At 71.4% G+C, this 22,828-nt stretch carries 21 protein-coding genes and 1 pseudogene; 12 read left to right on the forward strand and 10 right to left on the reverse strand.

Annotation, left to right across the window (positions count from 1 at the left end; all coding sequences use genetic code 11):
• Positions 1–134: 134 nt before the first annotated feature.
• The 3 genes from ABT095_RS26810 to ABT095_RS26820 form a co-directional block, all read right to left on the reverse strand.
• Positions 135–1,175, reverse strand: coding sequence for a family 2 encapsulin nanocompartment cargo protein terpene cyclase (locus tag ABT095_RS26810; protein WP_350532077.1), 1,041 nt, complete (start codon positions 1,173–1,175; stop codon positions 135–137).
• A 3-nt stretch (positions 1,176–1,178) separates the two neighbouring features.
• Entirely contained in the window at positions 1,179–2,591 is a 1,413-nt protein-coding gene (locus tag ABT095_RS26815; protein ID WP_350532078.1) for a family 2B encapsulin nanocompartment shell protein, read from the reverse strand.
• 244 nt (positions 2,592–2,835) lie between these two features.
• Positions 2,836–3,582 carry a hypothetical protein gene (locus ABT095_RS26820; protein ID WP_350532079.1) on the reverse strand — a complete coding sequence of 249 codons (747 nt, stop codon included), beginning with the start codon at positions 3,580–3,582 and terminating at the stop codon, positions 2,836–2,838.
• Between the two features lie 215 nt (positions 3,583–3,797).
• Here ABT095_RS26820 and ABT095_RS26825 point away from each other — a divergent pair, with 215 nt between their 5' ends.
• Complete coding sequence (locus tag ABT095_RS26825; protein ID WP_350532080.1) at positions 3,798–5,138, forward strand: GH1 family beta-glucosidase; 1,341 nt, start codon at positions 3,798–3,800, stop codon at positions 5,136–5,138.
• A gap of 93 nt (positions 5,139–5,231) precedes the next feature.
• Here the strand turns inward: ABT095_RS26825 and ABT095_RS26830 are convergent.
• Together ABT095_RS26830 and ABT095_RS26835 are read right to left on the reverse strand one after the other, a co-directional pair.
• A pseudogene (locus ABT095_RS26830) lies at positions 5,232–5,381 on the reverse strand (IS5/IS1182 family transposase); the annotation flags it as partial.
• A 26-nt stretch (positions 5,382–5,407) separates the two neighbouring features.
• Complete coding sequence (locus tag ABT095_RS26835; RefSeq protein ID WP_350532081.1) at positions 5,408–7,060, reverse strand: serine/threonine-protein kinase; 1,653 nt, start codon at positions 7,058–7,060, stop codon at positions 5,408–5,410.
• A 127-nt stretch (positions 7,061–7,187) separates the two neighbouring features.
• Here ABT095_RS26835 and ABT095_RS26840 point away from each other — a divergent pair, with 127 nt between their 5' ends.
• Positions 7,188–7,979, forward strand: coding sequence for an FHA domain-containing protein (locus tag ABT095_RS26840; RefSeq protein ID WP_350532082.1), 792 nt, complete (start codon positions 7,188–7,190; stop codon positions 7,977–7,979).
• Positions 7,980–8,039: 60 nt separating this feature from the next.
• Here the strand turns inward: ABT095_RS26840 and ABT095_RS26845 are convergent, their stop codons facing one another.
• From ABT095_RS26845 to ABT095_RS26855, 3 genes are all read right to left on the reverse strand, one after another.
• Complete coding sequence (locus ABT095_RS26845) at positions 8,040–8,252, reverse strand: hypothetical protein (protein ID WP_350532083.1); 213 nt, start codon at positions 8,250–8,252, stop codon at positions 8,040–8,042.
• Between the two features lie 31 nt (positions 8,253–8,283).
• Entirely contained in the window at positions 8,284–10,758 is a 2,475-nt protein-coding gene (locus ABT095_RS26850; RefSeq protein ID WP_350532084.1) for an AAA family ATPase, read from the reverse strand.
• Between the two features lie 80 nt (positions 10,759–10,838).
• Positions 10,839–11,600: a Crp/Fnr family transcriptional regulator gene (locus ABT095_RS26855; RefSeq protein WP_350532085.1), complete on the reverse strand. Its 762-nt coding sequence runs from the start codon at positions 11,598–11,600 to the stop codon at positions 10,839–10,841.
• A gap of 204 nt (positions 11,601–11,804) precedes the next feature.
• Between ABT095_RS26855 and ABT095_RS26860 the strand changes: the two genes are divergently transcribed.
• The 8 genes from ABT095_RS26860 to ABT095_RS26895 all read left to right on the forward strand — a co-directional run bounded on the left by ABT095_RS26860 (position 11,805) and on the right by ABT095_RS26895 (position 18,951).
• Positions 11,805–12,515 carry a hypothetical protein gene (locus tag ABT095_RS26860; RefSeq protein WP_350532086.1) on the forward strand — a complete coding sequence of 237 codons (711 nt, stop codon included), beginning with the start codon at positions 11,805–11,807 and terminating at the stop codon, positions 12,513–12,515.
• A 9-nt stretch (positions 12,516–12,524) separates the two neighbouring features.
• Positions 12,525–12,959, forward strand: a complete 435-nt coding sequence (locus tag ABT095_RS26865) for a hypothetical protein (protein WP_350532087.1) — start codon at positions 12,525–12,527, stop codon at positions 12,957–12,959.
• Positions 12,956–14,134, forward strand: coding sequence for a protein phosphatase 2C domain-containing protein (locus ABT095_RS26870; RefSeq protein WP_350532088.1), 1,179 nt, complete (start codon positions 12,956–12,958; stop codon positions 14,132–14,134). The genes ABT095_RS26865 and ABT095_RS26870 overlap by 4 nt, the downstream gene beginning before the upstream one ends.
• Positions 14,131–15,255, forward strand: coding sequence for a serine/threonine-protein kinase (locus tag ABT095_RS26875; protein ID WP_350532089.1), 1,125 nt, complete (start codon positions 14,131–14,133; stop codon positions 15,253–15,255). The genes ABT095_RS26870 and ABT095_RS26875 overlap by 4 nt, the downstream gene beginning before the upstream one ends.
• 14 nt (positions 15,256–15,269) lie before the next feature.
• Complete coding sequence (locus tag ABT095_RS26880; RefSeq protein ID WP_350532090.1) at positions 15,270–15,920, forward strand: vWA domain-containing protein; 651 nt, start codon at positions 15,270–15,272, stop codon at positions 15,918–15,920.
• Positions 15,921–16,005: 85 nt separating this feature from the next.
• Positions 16,006–16,488 carry an SbtR family transcriptional regulator gene (locus tag ABT095_RS38880; protein ID WP_502885020.1) on the forward strand — a complete coding sequence of 161 codons (483 nt, stop codon included), beginning with the start codon at positions 16,006–16,008 and terminating at the stop codon, positions 16,486–16,488.
• A gap of 364 nt (positions 16,489–16,852) precedes the next feature.
• On the forward strand, positions 16,853–17,902 hold the full coding sequence (locus ABT095_RS26890) for a 3-methyl-L-tyrosine peroxygenase-related protein (protein WP_350532091.1): 1,050 nt from the start codon (positions 16,853–16,855) through the stop codon (positions 17,900–17,902).
• Between the two features lie 41 nt (positions 17,903–17,943).
• The gene (locus tag ABT095_RS26895) at positions 17,944–18,951 is read left to right on the forward strand and encodes a TauD/TfdA family dioxygenase (RefSeq protein ID WP_350532092.1); all 1,008 of its coding nucleotides are present in this window, start codon (positions 17,944–17,946) and stop codon (positions 18,949–18,951) included.
• 285 nt (positions 18,952–19,236) lie between these two features.
• Here the strand turns inward: ABT095_RS26895 and ABT095_RS26900 are convergent, their stop codons facing one another.
• On the reverse strand, positions 19,237–20,154 hold the full coding sequence (locus ABT095_RS26900) for a hypothetical protein (protein WP_350532093.1): 918 nt from the start codon (positions 20,152–20,154) through the stop codon (positions 19,237–19,239).
• 322 nt (positions 20,155–20,476) lie between these two features.
• On the opposite strand from ABT095_RS26900, the gene ABT095_RS26905 reads away from it, so the two are divergent.
• Entirely contained in the window at positions 20,477–21,058 is a 582-nt protein-coding gene (locus ABT095_RS26905; RefSeq protein ID WP_350532094.1) for a hypothetical protein, read from the forward strand.
• 138 nt (positions 21,059–21,196) lie between these two features.
• A complete protein-coding gene (locus ABT095_RS26910) occupies positions 21,197–21,526 on the forward strand; it encodes a hypothetical protein (protein WP_350532137.1) in 330 nt (109 codons plus the stop codon).
• Positions 21,527–21,555: 29 nt separating this feature from the next.
• Here the strand turns inward: ABT095_RS26910 and ABT095_RS26915 are convergent, their stop codons facing one another.
• On the reverse strand, positions 21,556–22,809 hold the full coding sequence (locus tag ABT095_RS26915; protein ID WP_350532095.1) for a threonine/serine exporter family protein: 1,254 nt from the start codon (positions 22,807–22,809) through the stop codon (positions 21,556–21,558).
• Between the last annotated feature and the right edge of the window lie 19 nt (positions 22,810–22,828).

Here is a 22,828-nt window from a genome sequence, read left to right on the forward strand (position 1 = left end):
TGGAAGGTGCCCGAGACCTCACCGAGGCGGATGTTGACCGGGTCCGCCTCCTGGTTCCAGTACTCGGCCACCGACTTCTGGTAGCGGGTGGCAAGGACGTCGTTGCCGGTGTCGACCGTGGTCATGGAGTTTTCCTAACTCTGGTTGTATCGGGGGCTACTGGCGTGCCACTCGCGGTTGCCGCCGAGCCAGGCCCACAAGGCGCCCAGGTAGCGGGTCAGCAGCGGGTCACCGGCGAGGCTGAGCTCGGCGGCGGCGGCCTCGAAGGAGCGGACGGTCTCGTTGTGCAGATCGGCGGAGCGCCGGACGGCCTCGTCGAGCGAGCAGCCCTCCTCCGCCGCGATCACGGTCGGCAGGTTGTACTCGACGGCGTCGGCGCCGCCCTCCTTGTGCATCGAATAGACGTCGTTGAGCAGCACGGAGGCGAGGGCCGCCAGCAGGGTGGCCCGGCGCACGTCCGGCCGCCCGTAGACGGTGGCGGGCAGCTCGTAGCCGCCCACCACGTCCACCAGCGCCAGGCAGGGCAGGAAGCTGTTCATCTGACGGTTGGCCAGGTACTCCCAGACCGGCGGCAGACTCCCGCCGATCCGCCACCCGGCCTCGGCGTCCATGCCGAGGAACAGCCCGGCGATCTCCTGCCGCAGCCGGTTGACCTGCGCCCCGCTCGCGTACGGCGCCAGCTCCCGCACCGAGCGCCGCAGCGCGTTCAGGACGGGCTGTTCGCGCATCGCCCGCTCGTACGAGGGCCGGACGGCGGCCGGCAGCTGGGCCGGATCGATGGCCGACTGGGCGAGCATCAACTGGGCCCCGAGCCGCTCGGGGTGGTCACCGGCCGCGGCCTCGTCGCAGAAGTAGTCGTCGACGGCGAACTCCGCCGCCATGCACCGGGCCGCCGCCAGCAGCCGGTCCGGGTCGTCGGTGTCGGGGTGGGTCAGCATCAGCAGCCGCCCGAAGTCGGCCGCGCGGAACTTCTCGGTCTGCCCCGCGTAGATCCCCACCTGCCCGGCCCAGCGCACGAGGCGCTCGTTGACCTCCTCGCCCAGGGCGCGGTCGTCGCGCAGGTGGGGTGGGCAGTACAGCTCGGGCAGCGTGCGACGGGGCGCCTTCGCGGGCGGCCGCAGCCGGGCCGCCGAGGTGCCGAGCCCGGTCGGCCCGGGCCTGAACGCGGTTGCCATCGGTCAGGACCTGGGTGCGGCGACGTGGACGTTCTCCAGGACGCCGACGGCGTCCTGGACCAGGATCGCCACCGACGCGTAGGCCGTCACCAGGTACTTGATGATGGCCTGGTCATCGATGCCCATGAAGCGCACGTTCAGCCCGGGCTCGTACTCGTCCGGGATGCCCGTCTGGTGCAGCCCGACGACGCCCTGCCGGTGCTCGCCGGTGCGCATCGCCAGGATCGAGCTCATCTGCCCGCCGGTGACCGGGATCTTGCCGGAGGGGAAGATCGGCACCCCGCGCCAGGCCGGCACGCGGTGGCCGTCGACCTCGGCGTGCTCCGGGTAGATGCCGCGCTTGGTGCACTCGCGGAAGAAGGCCGCGATCGCCTTGGGGTGGGCGAGGAAGAGGTCGGTGCCCCGGCGCATCGACAGCAGGTCGTCCATGTCGTCCGGGGTCGGCGGCCCGGACCAGGTGTTGATCCGCTGATCGTAGTCGGCGTTGTGCAGCAGGCCGAAGTCCCGGTTGTTCAGCAGCTCCCACTCCTGCCGCTCCCGGATCTCCTGGATCGTCAGCTTGAGCTGCTCCTCGATCTGGTCCATCGGGTCGTTGTAGAGGTCGGCGACCCGGGAGTGCACCCGCAGGATGGTCTGGGTCGGGGCCAGCTCGTACTCGCGCGGCGCGAGGTCGTAGTCGACGAAGGTGCCGGGGATCTCGGCCTCGCCCTCGTGGCCGGCGGCCACCGTGACCTCCACCTCGCCCTTGGAATTCACCTTCCGGGATGCGGTGGCGAGGAATTCCCCGATGTGCGAGCGGAGCTCCTCGGAGCGGTGGAACAATTCCTGGAAGGAATTCCAGGAAATCGCCAGGATCGTCCCGGCAGTGGCGGCCTTGAATGTCGCCGTCCAGAGCGGGTCGGTCTGCAGCAGGGCCTCGTCACCGAGATGGTCACCGTCGGCGAGGACACCCCTGGTCTCCTGGTCGCCGTATTTCCCGGTGACGATCCGCTCTATTCGGCCGTGCGCGACGATGAAGACCTCACCGATCGGTGCTCCCTCCTCGACGATGACCTCTCCGCTGCGGAACTCCCGGGCGGTGAACCGCCCGGCCAGCTCCCTGAGCAGGGCGTCGTCGCCGAATCCGCGCAGCGCGGGCAGCTCGCGCAGGGTCTCGGGGATGATCCGCACATCGTCCGCCCCGGTCTGGACGAACCCGACCCGGCCGCGCCCGACCGCAAGGGAGAGCCGACGGTTGACGCGATACGTTCCACCGGAGACCTCGACCCACGGAAGCCGGCGCAGCAGCCAGCGCGAGCTTATTCCGCGCATCTGCGGAGCGGATTTCGTGGTGGTCGCCAGATTTCTCGCGGCAGCGGTGCTGAGGCTGCGTCGACTGCCTTCTCGGAAGGCTTCGATATCGGCTTCGATCGTCATTCTGACTCCCCATCAGTGGTCGGGACGACCAAGTAATACCGGCCTGAAGGTATGACTCGCATCTTTTGGGGAAATCGGAACGAAAGTTCGAAGTGAACACGCCAACTTCACGGGGGTGGCCCATCTGGTCACAGCCGGGCCAGAACCGGACAAAGGCCCTCCGGTTGTGTCCCGGGGGGCCGTGTCGCCGACGATCAAGGTGGCTGGAAACCGCCTGTCGTGCCGAACTCGGTGTTTCAATGCCTCAGGCTGCGGATGCCGAGGGGCTCTGGCTCGTGGTCTCCCGGTTGAGCTCGTCCAGGTCGATGCTCTGGTCCGGCGAGGGAGTGGTCGTCGGCACCGGCGTGCCGAAGTCCTTGAAGTCGAGCTTGCCGCCGCTCTTCTCGATCCGCAGCGGGTACGGCTTCCCGGTGACGGCCACGTAGACGGTGCCGCTGTCGGCGCCCTTGGTCCCGTTGAGGGCGACGGCGTCGGTCCCGTTCACCGTGGTGCGGCCGCCCGTCGTCACCGTGTCCACGCTGCCGATCGAGTCCGCGAGCGTGTTCAGGTCGCACACCGAGGCCAACTGGGCGAAGTCGGGGTTGTCCGAGCTGGTCTTCAGGTACTTGTCGCCGACCAGCTGGGCCGTCGCCGGGCCGCCGTGCGTCTGCCAGAACGCCGCATCCGGCTTGACCCAGACCTGCTTGCCGAGCTTCACCAGCTTGAAGGTGCCCTGATCGGTCTGGCTGACCGTCCCGGCACAGTTCCCGGTGGTGTCCATCGCCAGGTCCATCGTCACGGTCTGGCCGTCGGAGCTGGTCTGCCCCGTCAGGTGCGCCGATCTACCGTCCTTCAGGGTCTGCACGGACCTCGCCACGATGTCCTTCGCGCCGAGCGACTCCACCCCGTTGCCGCTCGGCTGCGCCGAGGTCGGCGCGGTGGAGCCACCGCCGCCGCTGCCGCACCCCGCTACCAGCAGAGCCAGCAGCACCAGGAATGCCCGCTTCGTCATGACAGCCTCCCACCATGCCGTGCCCAGGTGGTGACAGTCTGCGCGCACGGCGGGTGCCCCGCACTCCGACGGCTGGGGCGGCGGCCTCTTCGCGGCCGGGCGCCCGCACCGGCTTCCGCGCGATGTCATCCCGTCTTCCCGGCGGGGAAGGCCTCTGGTGTTTTCAGGGCGCGCCGCTAACATGAGTGATCCTCATGTTAGCGAAGGGGTTGGGCATGGCGAAGAAGGTTGAGCTGCCGGCGGGGTTCCGCTGGGGTGTTTCGACGGCCTCGTACCAGATCGAGGGGGCGGTGGAGGAGGACGGGCGGGGGCGCTCGGTGTGGGACGCTTTTGTGGAGCGGCCGGGGGCGGTGAAGGACGGGCACACCGGGCGGGTGGCGTGCGACCACTACCACCGGTACGGCGAAGACGTCGCGCTGATGCGGGAGTTGGGGCTCGACGGGTACCGGTTCTCGATCGCCTGGCCCCGGGTGCAGCCGGGTGGGAGCGGTGCGGTCAACGCGGCGGGGCTGGATTTCTACGAGCGGCTGGTGGACTCGCTGCTGGAGGCGGGGATCACGCCGCTGCCGACGCTGTTCCACTGGGATCTGCCGCAGGCTCTCGAGGATGAGGGGGGCTGGTTGGCGCGGGACACGGCCTACCGCTTCGCGGAGTACGTTTCCGCTGTGCTCGGGCGGCTGGGGGACCGGGTGCCGGCCTGGATCACGCTCAACGAGCCCTTCGTCCACATGGTGTACGGCTACGCGATGGGGATACACGCGCCGGGGCGGGCGTTGATGCTGGACGCGCTGCCCGCCGCCCACCACCAGCTGCTGGGGCACGGGTTGGCGGCCTCGGTGCTGCGCGAGCACGGGCGGGAGGTGCTGATCGCGAACAACCTGACGCCGGTGCAGGCTGCTTCGGAGGCCGAGGCCGACGTGGTGGCGGCGGAGGCGTACGACGCGCTGCACAACCGGCTGTTCACGGATCCGCTGCTGTTGGGGCGCTATCCGGACCTGAGCGCGTTCGGGGTGGAGCTGGACGGGGTCGTCCGCGACGGTGATCTGAAGCTGATCTCCGGGCCGGGGTTGGACGGGCTTGGCGTCAACTACTACAACCCCACGCGGATTTCGGCGCCGACGGATCCCGGTCTGCCCTTCTCGGACGTGCGGATCGAGGGCGCGCCGCGGACGGCCTTCGACTGGCCGGTGGTCCCGGACGGGCTGCGCGAGCTGCTGGTCGGCCTGCGGGAGCGGTACGGCGCGGCGTTGCCGCCGGTCACGATCACGGAGAACGGCTGCTCGGTGGCCGACGAAGTCGCCCCGGACGGCACGGTGGACGACCGGTTCCGGATCGACTACCTGGCCGGGCACCTCGACGCGGTGGCCCACGCGGTGGCCGAGGGGGTGGACGTCCGGGGATACTACACCTGGTCTCTGCTGGACAACTTCGAGTGGGCTGAGGGATTCAATCAGCGCTTCGGTCTCGTCCACGTCGACTTCGAGACCCAGCGACGGACGCCGAAGGCGTCGTACGCCTGGTACCGCGACCTGATTGCAGCCCACCGGGCGCTGTAGGAAGGGCAGTTGGGCATCCGCGCGGGAACTTGTCCACGTCGGGTCCGATGCCGATCAGGTGCCTTGGTGATGGAGGACGTTCGAAGGCGACGCGAGGCCGGAGCCATGTGCGACACCGCGTCGGGCGATGAGCGGCTTGATGCCGTGCTTCCACAGCAGGCGGCGGTACTTGTCGAAGTCGTGGCCCCGGTTCGCGAAGAGCCGCTTGGGCCGGTTGCGCGGGCGTCCACGCAGCCCCTTGATGAACTGAACCCGGGTTCGGCCGGGCCTCATCTTCTGACCGGGGTGGTGCCGTTCATGGCGAAACGGGCGGAGCACTGCTCGCCGGCCTGGTCGCTCGCGTTCCAGACGCAGATCCACATGGTGGTGCCGGTGTCCGGGATGAAGTTCGTCTTCGCGGCTCCCCAGCCGGCCTGGAAGGTGTACGCGATGCCGTCACTGCGGAAGAGCTCGGCGTCGCAGGTCTGGCCCAGCGAGGTGTTGAGGACGCCGGCGAGCCGGCCCGAGCCGTCGGCGTCCAGCCAGGCGGAGCAGGTGGCGTCGTTGGCGACCCAGCCGGTGTCGGCCTCGGAGCCCTTGACCTGCGCCGGGTCGTCGCCGCCGTTGATGCCGCCGATCGGCGAGGCGGTGGGGCCGGCGGCAGGCGGCGGTGTCGCGGGGGGCGTGACGGCGACCGGGCCCGGTGCAGTGGTGGTGCTCCGGTGGGTCGGGCTCGGGGCGGCGCCCGGGTCCGTGCGGGACGGGCTCGGTATGACGGTCGGTGTGACGGTCGGGGTCGTCGGAGTCGGGGTGGGGGAGGGCGATGGGGCGGTCGTGGTCGTGGTTGCGGGACGGACGGTGGTGGGCGTGCTGCCGGGCGACCGCAGGCTGACGTCGGGTGGGAGTGTGGACGGGCTGTGCATGAAGACTGCGACGGCACCGAGGGCGATCAGTGCGGCGGCCGAGAGCAGCAGTAGGTGTTTGCGCCGAAGGCGGGGCAGGAAGGGGACGGTGGGCACGGCCTCGGGTGTCGGCCCCGCAGTCAGCTCCGGCGGTGGGACGGTGTCCAGCTTGCTGACCGGTGTGGCGGCGAACGCACGTCGCGCGGCGATGCGTGCGGCGATCTCGGCGGGCCAGGCCGGCGCCGGCACGGGCAGGTGCGCGCGGGCCGACTCGGCCACCTGGTGGGCGGTGGGGCGGGCGCCGGGGTCGGCGGACGTGCAGGACTCGACGACGGCGGCGAGGTCGGGGTCCACGGCGCGCAGCGGTTCGGCGTCCGGGATGACGCCGGGCGTGCGGCCCGAGGCGGCGTAGAGCAGGAGCGCCCCGAGCGAGAAGACGTCCGCGGGCGCGTCGACGTTCTCGTCCCCGGCCTGCTGCTCCGGTGCCGAGAAGCCCTGCGTTCCGTAGCTGCCGCCGCTCCGGGTGAGCCTCGCCTGGTCGGCGGCGCGGGCTATGCCGAAGTCGATCAGTTGCACGCCGTCCCGCACCAGCATCACGTTGCCGGGCTTCACATCGCGGTGCACGATCCCCGCGGCGTGCACGGCCCGTAGTTGGGCGGCCGTCTCGGCCAGCAGCAGCCAGAGCGCCTCGGCGGGCAGCGGGCCGCGCAGCCGGACGGCCTCGTCCACGGTGAGCCCGGGTACGTACTCGGCGGCGAACCAGGGGCGTTCCGCGGTGCCGTCGCTCGCCAGCACCCGTGGCCCGACCCCGGGCGGCACGCGGTGGAGGATGCCGACCTCGCGTTCGAACCGCTCGCTGGGGACCAGCCTCGGCCGGACGCGCTTGACGGCGGCGTAGCCCCGGTCGGACGCCCCGAGGTAGACCTCGCCCATGCCCCCGACCCCGAGCAGGCCGATGATGTGGAAGCTGCCGATCTCCTGTGGATCGTCCGAGCCGAGCGGCTCGGCGATCGTGCCGTCCATCATCAGCTGGTCCCCCACCGCTCGCACTGACGGCGGGCAGACTATCAGCAAGTACCGTCCACAAACGGCATGTTCGCGCCAGCTGGAGGACCGGTCCTCGCAGGGCGCTCGTACACTGGCGCGACCCGAGCCGGAGGTACGTGAGATGGACGGAAGATTCCCACCCCAGATGCTGCCGCCGGGTAGCCCTTCGGCCGGAGTGCCGGAGGCTCCGCCGGGGACGATCTTCGTGCTGGGGCCGGAGGGCGGGTACGCGGTGCCGCCGCGCCGGTACACGCTGCTGTTCGGGCGCGACCGCGACGGAGTCCATGTGCCGGTCGGGGTCGACGATCCGACGGTCAGCCGCCGGCACGGGGTCTTCACCTGCACGGGCACGGCCGGTGACTGGTGGATCGTCAACACCGGCAACCTGCCGATCGAACTGCCCGACGGCGCGCTGATGCTCACCGGTCACAAGCGGATCGTCGAGCCCGGGTACACCCCGCTGGTGATCAACTCGTCCAAGCGGCGCTCTCACCTGATGGAGGTCCGGCTGGTGGGCGAGGACGACCGCCACCCCCGCTCCACGAGCGGCGCGGAGACGGTGGACCCCGAGACGGTCTACGAACTCGCGCCGCAGGAGCGGCTGGTGCTCACGGCGCTCGCGCGGCGGTATCTGCAGGGGCACGACGCCTTTCCGCTGCCGCTGGCCTGGGAGGACACCGCCCGGCTGGTCAACGCCTCGCCGTACACGACCAAGTCATGGACCTTCAGGTCGGTCGCGAACACGGTGGAGGACGTGCGGGAGCGGTTGCACCGGCGGGGCGTGCGGGGGCTACTGCGGGAGGAGGTCGGCGAGCCGGTCGGGTCGACGCTGAGCGTGAATCTGATCAGGGAGTTGCTGAAGACGGCGACGCTCACTGCTCAGGATCTGGAGTTGCTGGCCGAGGAGGAGTGAGTGGAGTCCGAGCGTGTGCCCCGGCCGATCGATCGATCGGCCGGGGCACACGCGCTGCGCTCAGCGTTCCGTCGTGTTGTAGGTGACGTGCATGGTGCCGTGTTCGACGGCGAAGACGGCGGCCTGGTCCTCGGCTGAGTTCAGCTGGCGCGGTATTGGTTGGGGTTCCTCGGGGTGGTGCGTCGTGTTGGTGACGCGGTTGTTGTCGCCGACGATGAAGGTGCCGGAGACATCTCCGGTGTGGATGTCGGTGGGGGTGGGGTCGCTGGGCATGGGTGCCCTTTCCGGTCGATGTGACGGATGATCAGACGATGCATCTGAGGACCAGGTCGTGGTAAGCGGAGTTCAGGGCGGAGGTCTGGCTCGACGTGTAGTCACCGTCGGCCTGATGGTTCTGGACCGCCTGGTACTGCTGGCCCTCCTGCTGATTGGCAGTCAGCATGGTGTTGAGATCTGCCACCACAGAGGGGTCCTGGGCCTTCGACAGGGCGCTGTGCAACAGGGAATCCCTGGAGTTCACATCGCCGATGAGGGTGCCGGCGGCGGAGCTCACCGCGCTGTAGTCCGGAATGGGTGACGTCTGGTCCGAGTTGTGGGCGTCCATTGCACGGTTGTAGGCGTCGATGGCGCTGTTCAGCGTGTCGAGGTCGGTGTTGTGCTGGTTGATCGCCGTCGACCAGGCGTCTGTCATGCTGCACCCGGGGTCTGCGGTGGGCCAGGGGGAGGGCGGGGGCGCGGGGGTGGGCGTGCTGTCGTCGACCCGGTCCGTCGAGGGGGCTGGGATCGGCGGGAGACTGAAAGTGTCCGGCGGGAAGGTGGGGGCCGATACGACGGCTGGTGCCGGGCTCGGTCGGTCCTCCGCGTAGACCACGGCGCCCACGCCCACCACGGCGACCAGGCCGAGCGTGGAGGCGACGATGAGCGCGGTCAGCCCGCCCTTGGCGCCTGCCGCAGCGGTGGCGGTGACCGCCGTGTGACCGGTGCCGGCCACGGTGGTGGTCGTAGGCGTTGTCGTGGTTGTGGCCGAGGTCGCGATGTGGGTCGGCTGGGTGGCCGTGTGGGCCTGGGAGAGGTCGATCCGCTGCGGAATGTGCGGGGTGGTGGGTGTGCTCGCCACGTGGGTGGGTGCGGGGTGCGGGGGCGCCGAGTGGGCCGGGGCCGGGGTCGGCGGCGGTTGGGTGGCGTGGTGCGAGAAGTCGACCACGTGCTTCGCCACGGGTGGGTGCACGGGCGGGTGCACGGGGGCCGGGGTGGTGGGCGGGTGTACGACGGTCGGTGGGTGGGGCGGGAGGTGTGTCGCGACTGTCGGGTGGATGGGCTGTGTCGCCGCGTTGACGAGGTGGTGGGCCGCCGAATGGGCGTGCAGGGCGGTGAGTTCATGCCACAGCACGTCCGCTTCGAGGACCAGGGCCGTGGTGAGTGCGGCGCGGCCGATCGCCCGGCGGCGGGTGCGGGCCTCGTTCAGGAAGAAGTCTTCGGCCGGCTTGTCGCCGGCCGCCTTGGCTGCTGTCCAACCGGCGCCGAGGAGGCTGCCCCAGGCGTCGAACTGGCCGGAGAGGGCGAGCTTCGGGGAGGCGGCGCGGGCCAGTGCTACGCCGAGATCCGGGTGTCCGTCGTTCTCGGCCTGGAGGATGGCAACGTCCAGGGCCTGGAAGTGGGCGGCGACCTCGGCCGGGGTGGTGTCCCTCGCCCGGGCCCAGTCGGTGAGGGTGCGGCAGAGGCGGTCGGCCGGGTACCGAGTCGCCCACCTGGTCAGTACGTGCTCGGCGACGTCCGGCGGGCAGCTGTAGCCGGTCTCCGAGGCGAGTAGCAGACCGTGCTGCACCAGGCCGTCGGCGAGGGTGTCGGTGTCGGGTCTGCCGAGCAGGTCGCCCAGGTGGCGGGGGGCCAGTTCGGCGCCGGAGAGGGAGCCGAGCAGGTGCAGCAGGTCGCGCTCCTGTGGCGTGAGCCTGTTCACCAAGGCGGGCAGCAGGGCGGGGAGTTCGGCGATGCTCGGCAGGCGGTTGCCGGCTGCGGCCGAGGAGGCGATGCGGCGCAGGCGGAGCGGATTGCCGTCCACCGCGTCGCGCAGCGCGGCCATCGTCCGCGTCTCGTCGCCGAGCAGCGTGCGCTGGAGCAGCGTCTCCATCAGCTGTGCCGCTGCCCGGAGGGACAGCCCCTGGAGCTGGAGCGCGTGCACGCCGGAGACCGTGGAGCGCTGCTGCGAGGTGAAGACGAAGGTGGAGTGCGCGGCCAGGTCGAAGAGCTGGCGCAGGCCCCGCTCGTCAAGTCCCGTGTCGTCCAGGTAGATCCGTAGCCGCAGCGTCTTGAGGTGCTCCTTCAGCACCTCCAGCGACGGCTTGTAGTTCGGCGCGTCGAAGCTGATGTCGAAGATCGCCTGCGCGATGTCGTCGGCCGTGCGGCCGCCGGCCTCGATGTACGCCACGCCCTCCGGCCCGCGCGGCATCGTCCGGGCGAGGTGACGCAGCAGGGTGCTCTTGCCGACTCCGGATTCGCCCCAGACCTGCACCAACTGACGTGTCTGGATGGCCGCTTGCAGCGCATGCACGTCCTGCTCGCGTCCGATGAACGGATCGGCGGCGGGGCGGGGGAGCTGGGAGATCGGCTGTCGCTTGACCGGTGTCGGCAGCGGCCCCGCGTTCACGGTGACATACGAACCGGACGCGGCGGTGATCCTCAGGGTGTTGACGGTGTTTCCGTCACCCACGACAACCGTGCCGGAGACGTTGCCGACCCCGATCCCGCCGGAAGCGCCCGGAGCGCTGTTGTTCGCTGGCATGTGCTTCCCCCTCCTCCTCAGCGCGCTCAGGTCCTGAGCCCGGCCATGGTGGCAGCGGTCCCGTCGTACGAACCCGGCACTTATACGTGTTTGGCGGGACCCGCCGGCGGACGGGCGAGCCCGGCGGCGGCGTCCTGCGGTGGTGCGGCCTCGGCGGCGATCCGGGCCAGGTGGTCAAGGTCGAGGATGGTGATCCTGCGGTAGCCGGTCTTGACCGCGCCCGACTCCCGCAGGGCCCGCAGGGCCTTGTGGACGGAGGACTCCGCCGCGCCGACCAGAGTCGCCATCTCCGGCTGCGAGAGAGGGAGTTCAGCTCTGTTGCGGCCGGGGCGGCCGTAGGTGACGGCCAGGTGGTGCAGGATCCTGGCGAGGCGCCCGAGCACGTCGCAGCCGGTGAAGTCGACGATCCGGCCGGTCGCCGTGCGCAGCTTGGCGACCACGCTCGCACTGAGCGCGAGGCCGATGGCGGGGCGCCGTTCGGTGCACGCCAGGAGTTCGGACCGCAGGATGTAACGGGCCGCCACCTTGCCGCAGGCGGTCACGGTGCCGATGCGCGGCTGGCCGTCGATCCCGGCGAACTCCCCGACCAGGTCCCCCGCCATCCGTACGGCCAGCAGTGCCTCGCGGCCGTCCTGGGCGCGCGCGGTGACCTTCACCATGCCGCCGAGCAGCAGCAGGGCGAAGTCCGAGGTGTCCGCCTCGTGGATGACGATCTGTCCGGCCGGGTAGGCCACGCCGTGGCCGAGCCCCAGCAGGACCGCGCGGTCGGCCTCGCCGACCCGTCCCAGCAGCCCGGCCGGCGGCCAGTAGGCCGTAGTCCGGCGAACCGTTGTGCTGGTCATCGGCCGCACCTCTCCTCCTCTGCCCGCCGAAGCGGCGCAATCCGTATTAGTAGCCGATCCATCCGAGGACCCCTCCTCTACGCTCCCGTCAATCATCGTGACGGCACCGGACAACGGGGAAGCCGGAATGCCGGCCTTCTGTCCGCCTGCCCCTGTCGTGATCGCGGAGGGAATGTGAATCCGAGGTACGAGTACCGAGCGCTGTTGGCGTGTGACATCGCGGCCTCTGCCGGCCGCGGCGAGCAGCGGCTTCAGGAGATCCGCAGGGTGCTGCGGTCGGCGCTGTTGGAAGCAATCGCCGTCGCCGGGCTGGACTCCCAGGACTTCGCGTACGTCGACACCGGCGACGGCTGCCAGCTCGTCGCCCCGGCCGGGTTGCCCAAGCCCAGGCTGCTGGTCCCGGTGCTGCTGGGGCTGAGCCGGCGGATACGCACGCACAACCGGAAGGCCGGCCCGGACACCCGGCTGCGGGTGCGGGCCGCGGTGCACGCCGGCGAGATCCGGCTCGATCCGCTGGGCACCGTCTCCGGCGTGCCGTTCGAGGCGCTGGCCCGGCTGCTCGAGTCGGCGCCGCTGCGGCAGGCCACCCTGGCCGCGCCGAACGGGGCACCCGTGGCCGCGATCCTGTCGCCGCACTTCCACGAGGAGACGGTCGGTCACGGCTACTCGGGGCTCGACGCCGACGCCTTCACCCCGGCCGACGTCCGGGTCAAGGAGTACGCCGCCCGGGCCTGGCTCTGGTATCCGGGCAGCCCGGTCGGCCCGCGCGTCGATCCGCCTCCAGAGGCCGGCGCCGACGAGCACTCCGTGGGGCCGGGGCCACGGGCCGTGGAGCAACTCATCCAGGCCGGCGGGCGCGGCACGGTCTTCGCCGTCGGCCGTGGCAACCAGTACGTCCACAACGACCGGAGTTGAGCCGCGCCGATGAACGAGGAACTCGCCGCGCTGGCCGCGAGCGCCGCCACCGCGCTGTGCTCCGCGATGGGCACCGATCTCTGGCAGGAGGCCAGGCAGCTGATGAGCGGCGTCATCGCGCGGGCTCGCGGCGGCCGCCGCAGGGAGCTGTCCGCCGCACTGGACCGGCCGTCGACCGCCACGAGGGGAGCGGTCGACGGCCCGGTCGTGGACTACTGGACCGAGGCCCTGGCCCAGTTGCTCGACCGGGATCCGGCCATCGCCCGGGACCTCGCGGTGCTGGCCGCGCTGCGCGTCCCGGAGGGACCGGAGAGGTACAAGGGGCCGGGCGTCGTGATCCAGGTCAATTCCGCCACGCAGTCAGGTGAGGTGTTCGCGGTGCAGTACGGCACTCAGCACTTCTCCGCCGGTCCGCACCCGCGCGATCGCGAGGACCGGTCGTGAGCGGGCGGGGCGTCCTCCTGATCGGGCGGGCACGGACGGTGCTGCTGGTGGCCGTCCTGGCCGGGGCCTTCGTCGAGGTCAGCACCGAGCACCGGCGGTACGGCTGGCTGGTCGACGTGTTCGCCCTCGCAGCGGTGGGGGTGGTCGGCATGGCGGCCGTGCTCGGGTCCGAGGCTTCCCGGCCACGGGACAGGCTCGCGCCGGAGCCCCGGCCCGGCCCGGCCGCGCCGGTCTTCCAGCACCTCCCCGGTCCGCCGCCGCCTCCCGCCCGGCCGCCGAAGCCCAGGCCGCTCCTGCAAGAGCGCCCGACCGACCCGAGCGTGCCCCGCTTCGGCAACGGCGCCCCGGCCCAGGGCTACCCCTGGCTGCTGCCGGAGCGCACGGTGCAGAACGGGATCGCGGCCGACGAGGCCGCGGTCGGCGCCTTCGCCGTCCGGGCGGCCTCGGTCGTCGGGCCCGGCCACCGCTGCAGCCCACCGGCCGGGCCGCGGCAGGACTCGTACCGGATCGGGCGCAGCCGCGACAGCCGGTACGCGATCGTGGCCGTGGCCGACGGGCTGTCCAGCGCGGCCTGGTCCGACGCCGGTGCCACCACGGCCTCGAGCCAGGCCGTCACCCTGCTGCGCGCGCAGGTCGAGGCCGGGGGCCTCGACGGGCTCGACGCCGTGGAGCTGTACGGGCGGGTTGCGGAGTCGGTCGCCGGCTACGCGGTCAGGCGCGGAGTCGACTCCTCGCACGTCGCCACCGTGCTGATCACCGCGGTGCTCGCCGAGCCGGACGCGGACGGAGTCGCGCGGGCCTGGGTCGGCTGGCTGGGCGACAGCTCGGCCTGGCTGCTCGATCCGCGAGGCGGGCCGTGGCAGTGCTCCTCCGGCGATGCCAAGGACCGGGCGGCCGTGGTGCTCTCGAACGACGTCGCCGGGCGGCTGCCGGACACGCCGCAGCTGGCCCGGAGCCACTACCTCACGCTGCCGCCCGGCGGCGCCCTCGCCCTGGTCACGGACGGGATCGGCGACGCGTGGGCGGATCCGGCAGGCCACGTCAACGAGTACTTCGCGAACGCCTGGCGCTTGCCCGTCCCGGCCACCCGGTTCACCGCCGACGTCGGCTTCGACGCGCCGCAGTGCCTGGACGACCGGACCGCGGTCGTGGTCTGGAACGGCGGCCGGGCATGACGGACCAGGAGCTGTGCGGCAGTGCGGCGGCCTACCCGGGAGGCTGGGCGTTGCCGAGGTCCGTGAGCCTCGACGCTCTCGGACCGCTCGGTGAGGCGGTCTCCGAGCACAACGGACAGTCCGTCGCGGTGCAGCCGCTGACCGACCATCCGGGCTGGCTGGCCAAGCTCTACCGGCCCGGCCGGCACCCGGAGGACGCCCGCCGGCTCGACGACCTGATCGCGGCCCCGGATACCCTGTCGCCGCCGGAGCGGACGGCCCTGTACGCCGGGACGTGCTGGCCCGCGGCCCGGATCCACCGGCCCGACGACCCGGCCGCCGGCTGCGTGATCCCGATGGCGCCCGAGGCCTACCGCGCCGAACTGCGGCGCGGCGCGTTCGCCGAGGAACGCTTCGTGGAGGTCGACTGGCTGGCGAAGTCCGACGAGTCGATCCGGCGGATCGGCCTGCCGGGCCCCGGCGCGGCCGGCCGGCTGGCCGCCTGCCGCCGGCTGACGGAGCTGGCCGCGATCCTGGAGAGCTTGGGCCTGGTCTACTCGGACTGGTCGTTCTCCAACGCCTTCTGGAGCCCGGAGCAGCGGTCCGTCTACCTCATCGACGTGGACGGCTGCCGACCGGAGAGGATGCCCGACATCCACCAGCCGAACTGGGCCGACCCGCTCACCCCGCAGGGCACCGACGCGGACCGCTACACCGACCGGTACCGGCTCGCCCTGCTGGTCGCCAAATGCCTGACGGGCCGACGGGACGCGGACGCCTTCCACACCGTCGCCGCATCCCCCTGGCCGGGCCAGCCCGCGGCCTCCGAGGTGCTGCTGGACATGCTGCTCGCCACCGACCGCGAGCGGCGGCCCTCGGCCGCCCAGCTGCACCAGGCCCTGAACGGCGGGCCCTACCTCAGGGCGCTACGGCCGACCCGCAGCGCGCTGCCCCCGGCCCCGCCGGTGGCGGTCACGACCGTGCAGCGCCGTGCCGAGATCTATGCCGTCCGGAAGGAGTCCGTGCCGGCGCCCACCCCGCCCCGGCAGAAGCCCGCGTCCAGCCCGCGCGACGGCCTGACCCTCGCGCTCGTCATCGTGTCGATCGTGGTCCTGCTCGTCATCCTCGCCGTCAACCACTAACCCAGAGGTGCCTCATGTCAGTCTGTCTGCCCACCTACGTGGTGATCGACGCGTCCTCGTCGATGAAGCCGCACGAGGCGGTGCTCAACGCGACCCTCTCCCGGCTGCACTACAACCTGGCGATGAACCCCCGGGTGTCGGAGTTCGCCCGGGTCTGCGTGGTCGCCTTCTCCACCGACGTGCACGTGGTGATCCCGATGTCGGACATGGAGCAGGTGCCGACCATGCCCGAGGTGATCTGCGGCGGGCGTACGGAGTACGGCAAGGCATTCGACCAGGTGCGGCGGTGCATCGAACAGGACGTCGACAATCTGCGGGCGCAGAACCTCGGTGTGCTGCGACCCACGGTGTTCTTCCTGACCGACGGGGCTCCGACCGACGCGCACTGGCGGAACTCCTTCCGCACGCTGGTGGACAGGGACTGGCCCCGCCGCCCGCACGTGATCGCCTACGGCTTCGGCGGAGCCAAGCGCGACGTGCTGGAACAGGTCGCGACCAAGGCGCTGTTCATCGCCGACGGCTCGGACACCGAGTCGGCACTGAGCGGGGCGATCTCCGGCCTGCTGAACAGCCTGATCGCCTCGTCCAGGACCGGCCAGACGCAGATCGCCACCGAGGTCAAGGGCTTCGAGTACGTCCAGGTCGCTCAGGAGTACGTGGACTGATGCCGGACGTCGACCCGCATTCCACGGCGTCCCGGGCGCTGGGCGTCTCCGTCGCCCTGACCGTGCTGGCCGCGGTGCTGCTCCTCTGCGGCGCCGCGGTCGACGTGACGGGCAGTCAACCTGGCTCCCGGCCGCACCCGGCCCCGACCACGAAGCCGGGCCCCGGCCGTCCCACCGTCTCCGGGACGCCGTCACCAGGCACCCCGATTCCGAGCCCGAGCCCGAGCCGGCCTCCCGACCCGCCCTGCCCGGTTTCGCCGCGCTGCGCCGGTGGATCGACCTGTTCGTTGACTTCCTGGTCACCAAACACGGGCTGGCCGATGCGATGCAGTCGGACAGCAGCGGCTTCGCCGCACTGCACGGTCACTTCCTCGACCGCCTGCTGCCGGTCTGCGCGCGGCTGCTCGAGGCCGCGGTCGATGCCGGTGAGATCAGGGCGGGCACCCAGCCCTACGAACTCATGCGCGGCATCGGCAACCTGTGCATCGGAGGCGGAGACCCGCAGTACGACCCCCGGCGGCTGATCGAACTGCTCCTGTGCGGACTTCAGCGCCACCCGTCGGAGTGACGTCGACGGTGACCTCGCCGGGGCTCGCCCTCGTAGCGGCCTGAGTTCGGCGGTTCGGCGGGCGAACAGGACGACAGGGTGTTCGGCGGGCCGAGGGTCGGACTCGACAGCCTCTCCGGCGCAAGCGGCCCGGTCGAGGTCGGCGGCGCTGACGGCCCGGGCCGGCCGGAGCCCGCAGGGCGGGCCGGGGCCGCCGCCGCTGGTCGCCGGGCAACTCCGGTGCACCGTACGGGAATCGTCGTGCGGATCAGGGTTTCGCATGACGTGTTCCTGGCGACATATTCCAACCGTGAACTTATCGCCGGTCGCCGGTCACCCTGCTGTCGCTGTCTTCCGTGAGCCCCGAGGGGGGCGGCCCGTACCGGTGCTGGGCACGCGGGTCACGGCCGAGGCGAGACGGACCGCGCGCGTGCTGGCCGGGGTGGGGACCCATGCCGGACCTGTCGAGCGGAGCGCAGCGCTGCGCCAGGCCGCCGCGGTGGCCGGTGAGTTGGTGGCCGCGCTGTCGGCTCTGGCTCCGGCGCTGGCCGGTGAGGACGTGCCGGCGGAGTCGGTCAGCCAGTCGTACTTCCGGGTCCGCGAGGTGGAGCTGTCGGACCAGCAGGCCGCTCTGCACGGTGTCATGGTCATCCACCACGCTCTGGAAGATCTGTGCGATGCTCCGCTGTCCGGTGCCGACCTGGCGATGGAGGTGGCCGGGATGAGGCAGTCGGTGCTCGACCTCACCGGAGCGGCGCCCGACGCCGACCCCGACGCCGATTCCGTCTTGCCGGTCGCCGCCCCCGAGCCCGGTGCGGGGACGTCGTCGGAGAGCTTGTGGAGCGCTCGGTGGCTCATCGGGCACCAGGTCCACGTCCTGTTCAACGTCTGCGCCGCCGTCGCCGTGGCCGACGCCACCCGCCATCTGCGGAACGGCGACGGCGATGCGGCACTGCTGCGGCTTGCGGACGCAACGGTGTACGTGCGGGGGTTCCCGGCGGCCATGAACCACGCGAGTACGATCCCGGCGGACTACTACATGACGGCGATACGCCGGACCATGGCGCCTCCCTCCGTGGAGATCCCGTTGAGCGGGCGTCAGCATCGCGGGTACAGGCTGTTCCGGGCGGCGATGAAGGACCTGCTCCTGGTGATTCCCGACTCCTACGAGCAACTGGTGGCCCACGCCCCAGAGTTGGCCGAGGCGCGGGGCGCTCTACTGGAGGCCGACATCGTGGACGGCGAACGGCACGTCACTCTCGCGTACTCGATGGTGCATCTGCGTCGTTCCATCGCGCAGCGGCCGGAAGGCCCCGACAACGCTGTCGCCGAACTACGGCTCATGCGCCATCGCCGCGCAGCCCAGTACGCCTCCCTGATCCGATTCGGGGACCACTACATCGCCGACGCCGTGGCCGGCCTGCGCCACTCCTGAGTCCGCGCGACCGCCCTCCGCACCCCCGGCAGGAGAACCCGATGCCCGAGATGACGCACGGCACGCCCCGAAGCCCCGTCGCAGCCGACTGGGAACTGGATCCGGCCGACGCCGGAGCGTGCGAGCGGCTGGCCCGCACCCTGTGCACCGGCGGACACGACCAGGTCGACAGCCCCGAGTGGGTGGCACGCGCCCGGGACGCCTGGGAGGACCTCCCGCTACCGCTGCGCCGTGAGGTGAGCCGGTTCCGCAGGCACTCCGGCCCGCACGGCACCCTGGTGATCGGCGGCCTGCCCGTCGACCAGGCGGCCCTGCCGGCGACACCGACCGTACTCGGCTCGGTCCAGCGCCGGCCCAGCGTCCCGGCAGCGCTGCTCACCATGGTGGCCTGCGGGCTCGGCGAGCCCCTCGCCTACCTGGCCGAGAAATCCGGCGCCCTCGTGCAGGACGTCGTGCCCGTGCCCGGGCAGGAGACCTTCCACGGCAACGCCGGATCGGTGCCGCTCTCCTTCCACACCGAGAACGGCTTCCACCCCCACCCGCCCGACTACGTCGTGTTCCTGTGCCTGCGCGCCGACCACGACCGGACCGCCGGCATGCGCGTCGCCGGCATCCGCCAAGCACTGCCGCTCCTCACCCCGGCCGGCCGCCAGGCCCTGTTCGCAGCGGAGTTCATCACCACACCACCACCCTCCTTCGGCCCGGGCACCACCACGAGCGAACCCGCCGTCGAGCCCCGCCCGGTGCTGTCGGGGGCGGCCGAGGATCCCGACATCCGCATGGCCCAACTCGTCACCACCCCGCTCACCACTCGGGCCACCGCGGCGCTGGCCGAGTTCGGCCGCGCCTGCGAGGCCACCGCCCGCACCCTGCGCCTGAGCCCCGGTGACCTGGTCATCATCGACAACCGCGTCACCGTCCACGGCCGCACCGCCTTCCAGCCCCGCTACGACGGAGCGGACCGCTGGCTGCAACGCACTTACGTCACCACCGACCTGCGCCGCTCCCGTGACCACCGCCCCGACGACGGTCACGTGCTCGCCCGCTGACCGGCGCCCGGTGGGCCGGTCGCCGCCGAGTGGTCCCCATGCCGAAGAGCGCCCGGTCGGCGCGGCGGTCCGGTTTCTGTACGAACTTGAGGCACATTGAGTGACGGCGTCGCTGCCGTGAATCATCGTGAGGGGCGGGAGGCGGATCTCGTCATGTGCGGTGGCTAGGGGGGCGGAGTTGATCAGGAGCCCGGCTGCGACCTTTCGCCCGGCGGGGAGGTGTTCACGTACCAGGTCCCGCCGGCCAGGTGCGACGGGGCTTCACCTGACCGGCAGGTCCAGGTGTCAGCAGGCCGGAGCGAGGGAAACCCGGATCGAGGCCCATGCCATGGTTCCCTGCTGTGGCGCGAACTCGAGCCGTTGGGAGGTGCCGCCCAGGAGCTCGCCGCACAGAGTCCCGCTGGCGTTGACCGAGCCATCCGCGTTCAACAGCGTGATGGCGAGACCGAATTGCTTGGCGAGGCCGGTGTCCGAGTCGTGGGACGTGACATCGGCGACCAGGTCGATTGTCGTGGTGTTCATGGGGTTGGCCCGACTGAGGCTCACACTGTATGCGCCGACGGCGTAGGAGCGGGACAGCGCTCGCTGCTGGAGGCCGGCTGCTTCCGCGCTGGCCGAGGCGGCGACTTCAGCCGCTGCGGACTCCGAAGCGGCTGAGGCTTCGGCCGGCGCGGAGGCTGATGCTTGCGCTGCCGTGGCTGGGGTTTCAGCTGCGGAGATCAACGGAGCAGGTGCGCCACCGGTCTGGCCTGACACGGCCTTGACCGCGAACGGGAACGACCAACATTGCCCCTCGCCGTTGCCGAACTTCTCCGGATTTATGGGGAAGCTGAACGCCTGCATCTCACCTGGCTGGAGTGTCCACGAGGACGGGCGGCTGCCAGTGCCGTTGCCGGTTACCAGCGCTGTGCCGTTGGCCAACACCTCTACGGTCTGCACCGTACTGCCGTTGTTCGTGAGGTCGACCACGGCCACCCGTGCTGTCAGAAGACCCCGGGAGCCAGGACTTTGATAGAGCCTTGTGTTCGAACAGTCGACAACCGCCGCGGTGACCGGAACAGCCGCGCTGCCCTCGCCGGCGCCCGACTGCAGAGCGACGACAATCACCCCTGCGAGGACAGCCGCAACAGCGACGACAGAACCGAGAACAGCGACCCGCCGGCGGGCGGTGGGAACGGGCTGGTCGTGGGCGCTGGGGTCCATGGGAGAAGCCCTCCGGGGCCAGAGTGATCAGAGGCGGCCAGTTCAAAACCAGCTGAGGTTACCGCGCGCACCGCGCCCGCCGGAGTCGATCCGGTTCAGCGTTCGCTGGATCCGGTGCGGACTGGCGTGACCGGCCTCAGCGCGGGCTCGAGCGGCTTGCTCCGGGCGGACCGGTGAGCAAGTCGCCCGTGCAGCCGACCGTCTGTCTGTTCGCCGCCCGCTCTCGGTGTGACCCGTCGAACGGCACCCGGATCGGCGTCGTGCTGGAATACTGGCCCATCAGTCAACCGGTGCGCGGATGCAGGGCAAGGATCGGGGGCACGTGAAGAAGCCGTACAGCTACTGGCGGGTGGTGGGCGGCACGATGGTGGAGGTGGACCACTCCACGGCTTCGGGTGCGTGGACCCGGGAGGTGTACCCGGCACTGGTCGAGGTTGCCCGGACCTACCACGCGGTCATCACCTACGGTGCACTCGGCCAGGTCTTGCAGGAGCGCTCCGGTGTGTTCACGAGGGTTCCCCCGTTCTTCTGGATCGGCCAGGTGCTGGGCAGTGTCGTGCGGGAGGCACATCTGCGGGGCGACCCGCAGCTGACGGCTCTGGTGGTCCGTGTCGACGACGGCATGGTCGGGGACGGCTACGACGAGGTCCTCCAAGTGTCCGGTCTGCCGCCTGCCGCGGACGACCTCGCCCGAGAGAACCATGCTGCTGAGGCCCGCCTCGCGTGTTATCGGAGGTTCTGTTCGTCATTGCCGGCTGACGGCGGCACCGCTGCACTGGCGCCTCGCCTCCAGTCCGCCATCGCCCGTCGGCGCGCCGCCAGCGCAGCCGAGCGGCCTGCTCCCGTGTGTTCCCGCTGCTTCGTCCAGTTGCCAGTCACGGGAGTCTGCGACAACTGCGGCTGATCCTCCCGCGGACAAGGTCTCCGGCTCGGGCTCCCGGGGTCCGGTTGGGTGCCGTACGGCTGCTGGTCGTATGCTGTGAAGCTCATCGGACAGGGGGACGACGTGGGTGGCTGGCTCTGGGCGGTCATTCCTGCCGTGATGGTCGGCGGGGGATGGGTCAGTGACAACCTCAGGCGTGCCCTGAGGACGCGGCACGAGCGGAAGCTGGAGCTGCATCAGGCCGCTGAACGCCGCCAGCTCGCGCTGGACGCGGCGAACCGCCCGCCGGAGCCGGTCTGCGGTTGCACGCATCATCTCGCCAAGCACGACAAGCAGGGCAGATGCCACGAGGTGGTCGAGGCGCCGACGGCTTGGGACGCCGAGCGCAAGCCGCTGAGCTTCGAGCCTCGCCAGTGCAACTGCCAGCAGTACATCGGTCCCGAGCCGCTGGGCACCGTCTTCGCGACGGAGATCACCGACCTGCGTTGACGCCGTGCCAGGGCGGCGAGGTGGGCGGGTCAGGGACGCCGCGCCAGCAGGGCGGCCGTGGGCCGGGGAATCCGGCTGATCACCGAGCCGATGAGGGTGCCGACGCTGACCCCGAACAGGGCTGACACCGCAGCGAGGACGGCTTGTGCTCCGTTGCCCACTTCGATCTGCGCGGTGTTGAGCAGGCCGAAGGATCCGGGCACCGCGACCCAGAACGCGGGGAGGTAGAGCACCTGCCACGACGGGCCGCGCGGCAGCCAGTGCGCGACGGTGGCCGCAGCGGCGGCGGTGACCGCGCCGGCCAGGCCGCCGAGCGCCGCGCCGCTGGTGGAGGTCACCGGTACCTGGACGGCAGCCGTCACGGCGATCACCGCGACGATCCACGGGATGGCTGGCGGCGGGGCGTTGACGTTGATCACGAGCCCAGCTGCGGCGAGCGCCAGCCCCAGGCAGATCACCCACCAACTCGGTTCTGCCAAGCGCGTGTTGGCCAGTGCGGAGGCGGGGACCCCGATGGCGGCGGCCGCACTCACCACGCCGGCGAGAAAGAGCGCCAGCTGCACCGAGCCGGACACCAGCCTGGCCGTCCCCGCGCTGGCCGCACCGGCGGCGATCTCAGACAGCCCGGTCACCAGCAGTGCGCCCGGCAGCAGGATTGCCAGGGTGGCGACGATCGTACGCAACGGGCCGTCCAGCAGCGACGCCCGGGCAGCCCCGAGTACGAGAGCGGAGACCAGGAAGCCGGCGGCCACCGGCAGCAGCGGTCGCAGCAGCGGCCGCCGCCGGGCCGCCGTCGTCAGGCCCACCACGATCAGCGAGCCGAGCGCGGCGGCCAGGACGTTGGCGGCCACCGGTTGCAGGAAGAGGCAGAGCCCCACCCCGACCGGAAGCATCCCGAGATCCGCGACCCAGGCGGGCCAGCGAGCCGGCGCCCGGCGGATCGTGTCGAGCTCGCGCAGTGCCCGGTGTCCGTCGAGGGCGCCCGCGCGCAGCCGTCGGACGAGGTCGAGGACGTCGGCGGTCTGTTCGAACCGCAGGGCCGGGCCGACGGGTTCGAGGACGGTCGCGTCGTCCGGGCTCAGCCCGACGAACAGCCCGGTGGTGAAGGCGGCTACCCGTACGTCGGGTGCGCCCAGCGCCCGCCCGAGCCCGCGCAGCTCCTCCTCCACGTCGTGGACGGGCAGACCGCCACTCAGGAGGGCCGCGCCCAGTTCGAGCAGGAGGCGGCGGCGCGGGTCGGCCTGGGCGTCGGAATCCCGGTCCGGTGGAGAGGTGCTGGACATGGCGCGTATGGTCCCATAC

Source organism: Kitasatospora sp. NPDC002227, from assembly GCF_040296285.1.
Classification (GTDB): domain Bacteria; phylum Actinomycetota; class Actinomycetes; order Streptomycetales; family Streptomycetaceae; genus Kitasatospora.

Bases quoted from the DNA above. Each gene is read 5' to 3' on its own strand.
- ABT095_RS26810 (WP_350532077.1), bottom strand. From the start codon at position 1,175: ATGGCAACCGCGTTCAGGCCCGGGCCGACCGGGCTCGGCACCTCGGCG.
- ABT095_RS26815 (WP_350532078.1), bottom strand. From the start codon at position 2,591: ATGACGATCGAAGCCGATATCGAAGCCTTCCGAGAAGGCAGTCGACGC.
- ABT095_RS26820 (WP_350532079.1), bottom strand. From the start codon at position 3,582: ATGACGAAGCGGGCATTCCTGGTGCTGCTGGCTCTGCTGGTAGCGGGG.
- ABT095_RS26825 (WP_350532080.1), top strand. From the start codon at position 3,798: ATGGCGAAGAAGGTTGAGCTGCCGGCGGGGTTCCGCTGGGGTGTTTCG.
- ABT095_RS26840 (WP_350532082.1), top strand. From the start codon at position 7,188: ATGGACGGAAGATTCCCACCCCAGATGCTGCCGCCGGGTAGCCCTTCG.
- ABT095_RS26845 (WP_350532083.1), bottom strand. From the start codon at position 8,252: ATGCCCAGCGACCCCACCCCCACCGACATCCACACCGGAGATGTCTCC.
- ABT095_RS26850 (WP_350532084.1), bottom strand. From the start codon at position 10,758: ATGCCAGCGAACAACAGCGCTCCGGGCGCTTCCGGCGGGATCGGGGTC.
- ABT095_RS26855 (WP_350532085.1), bottom strand. From the start codon at position 11,600: ATGACCAGCACAACGGTTCGCCGGACTACGGCCTACTGGCCGCCGGCC.
- ABT095_RS26865 (WP_350532087.1), top strand. From the start codon at position 12,525: ATGAACGAGGAACTCGCCGCGCTGGCCGCGAGCGCCGCCACCGCGCTG.
- ABT095_RS26875 (WP_350532089.1), top strand. From the start codon at position 14,131: ATGACGGACCAGGAGCTGTGCGGCAGTGCGGCGGCCTACCCGGGAGGC.
- ABT095_RS26880 (WP_350532090.1), top strand. From the start codon at position 15,270: ATGTCAGTCTGTCTGCCCACCTACGTGGTGATCGACGCGTCCTCGTCG.
- ABT095_RS26895 (WP_350532092.1), top strand. From the start codon at position 17,944: ATGCCCGAGATGACGCACGGCACGCCCCGAAGCCCCGTCGCAGCCGAC.
- ABT095_RS26900 (WP_350532093.1), bottom strand. From the start codon at position 20,154: ATGGACCCCAGCGCCCACGACCAGCCCGTTCCCACCGCCCGCCGGCGG.
- ABT095_RS26910 (WP_350532137.1), top strand. From the start codon at position 21,197: ATGGTCGGCGGGGGATGGGTCAGTGACAACCTCAGGCGTGCCCTGAGG.
- ABT095_RS26915 (WP_350532095.1), bottom strand. From the start codon at position 22,809: ATGTCCAGCACCTCTCCACCGGACCGGGATTCCGACGCCCAGGCCGAC.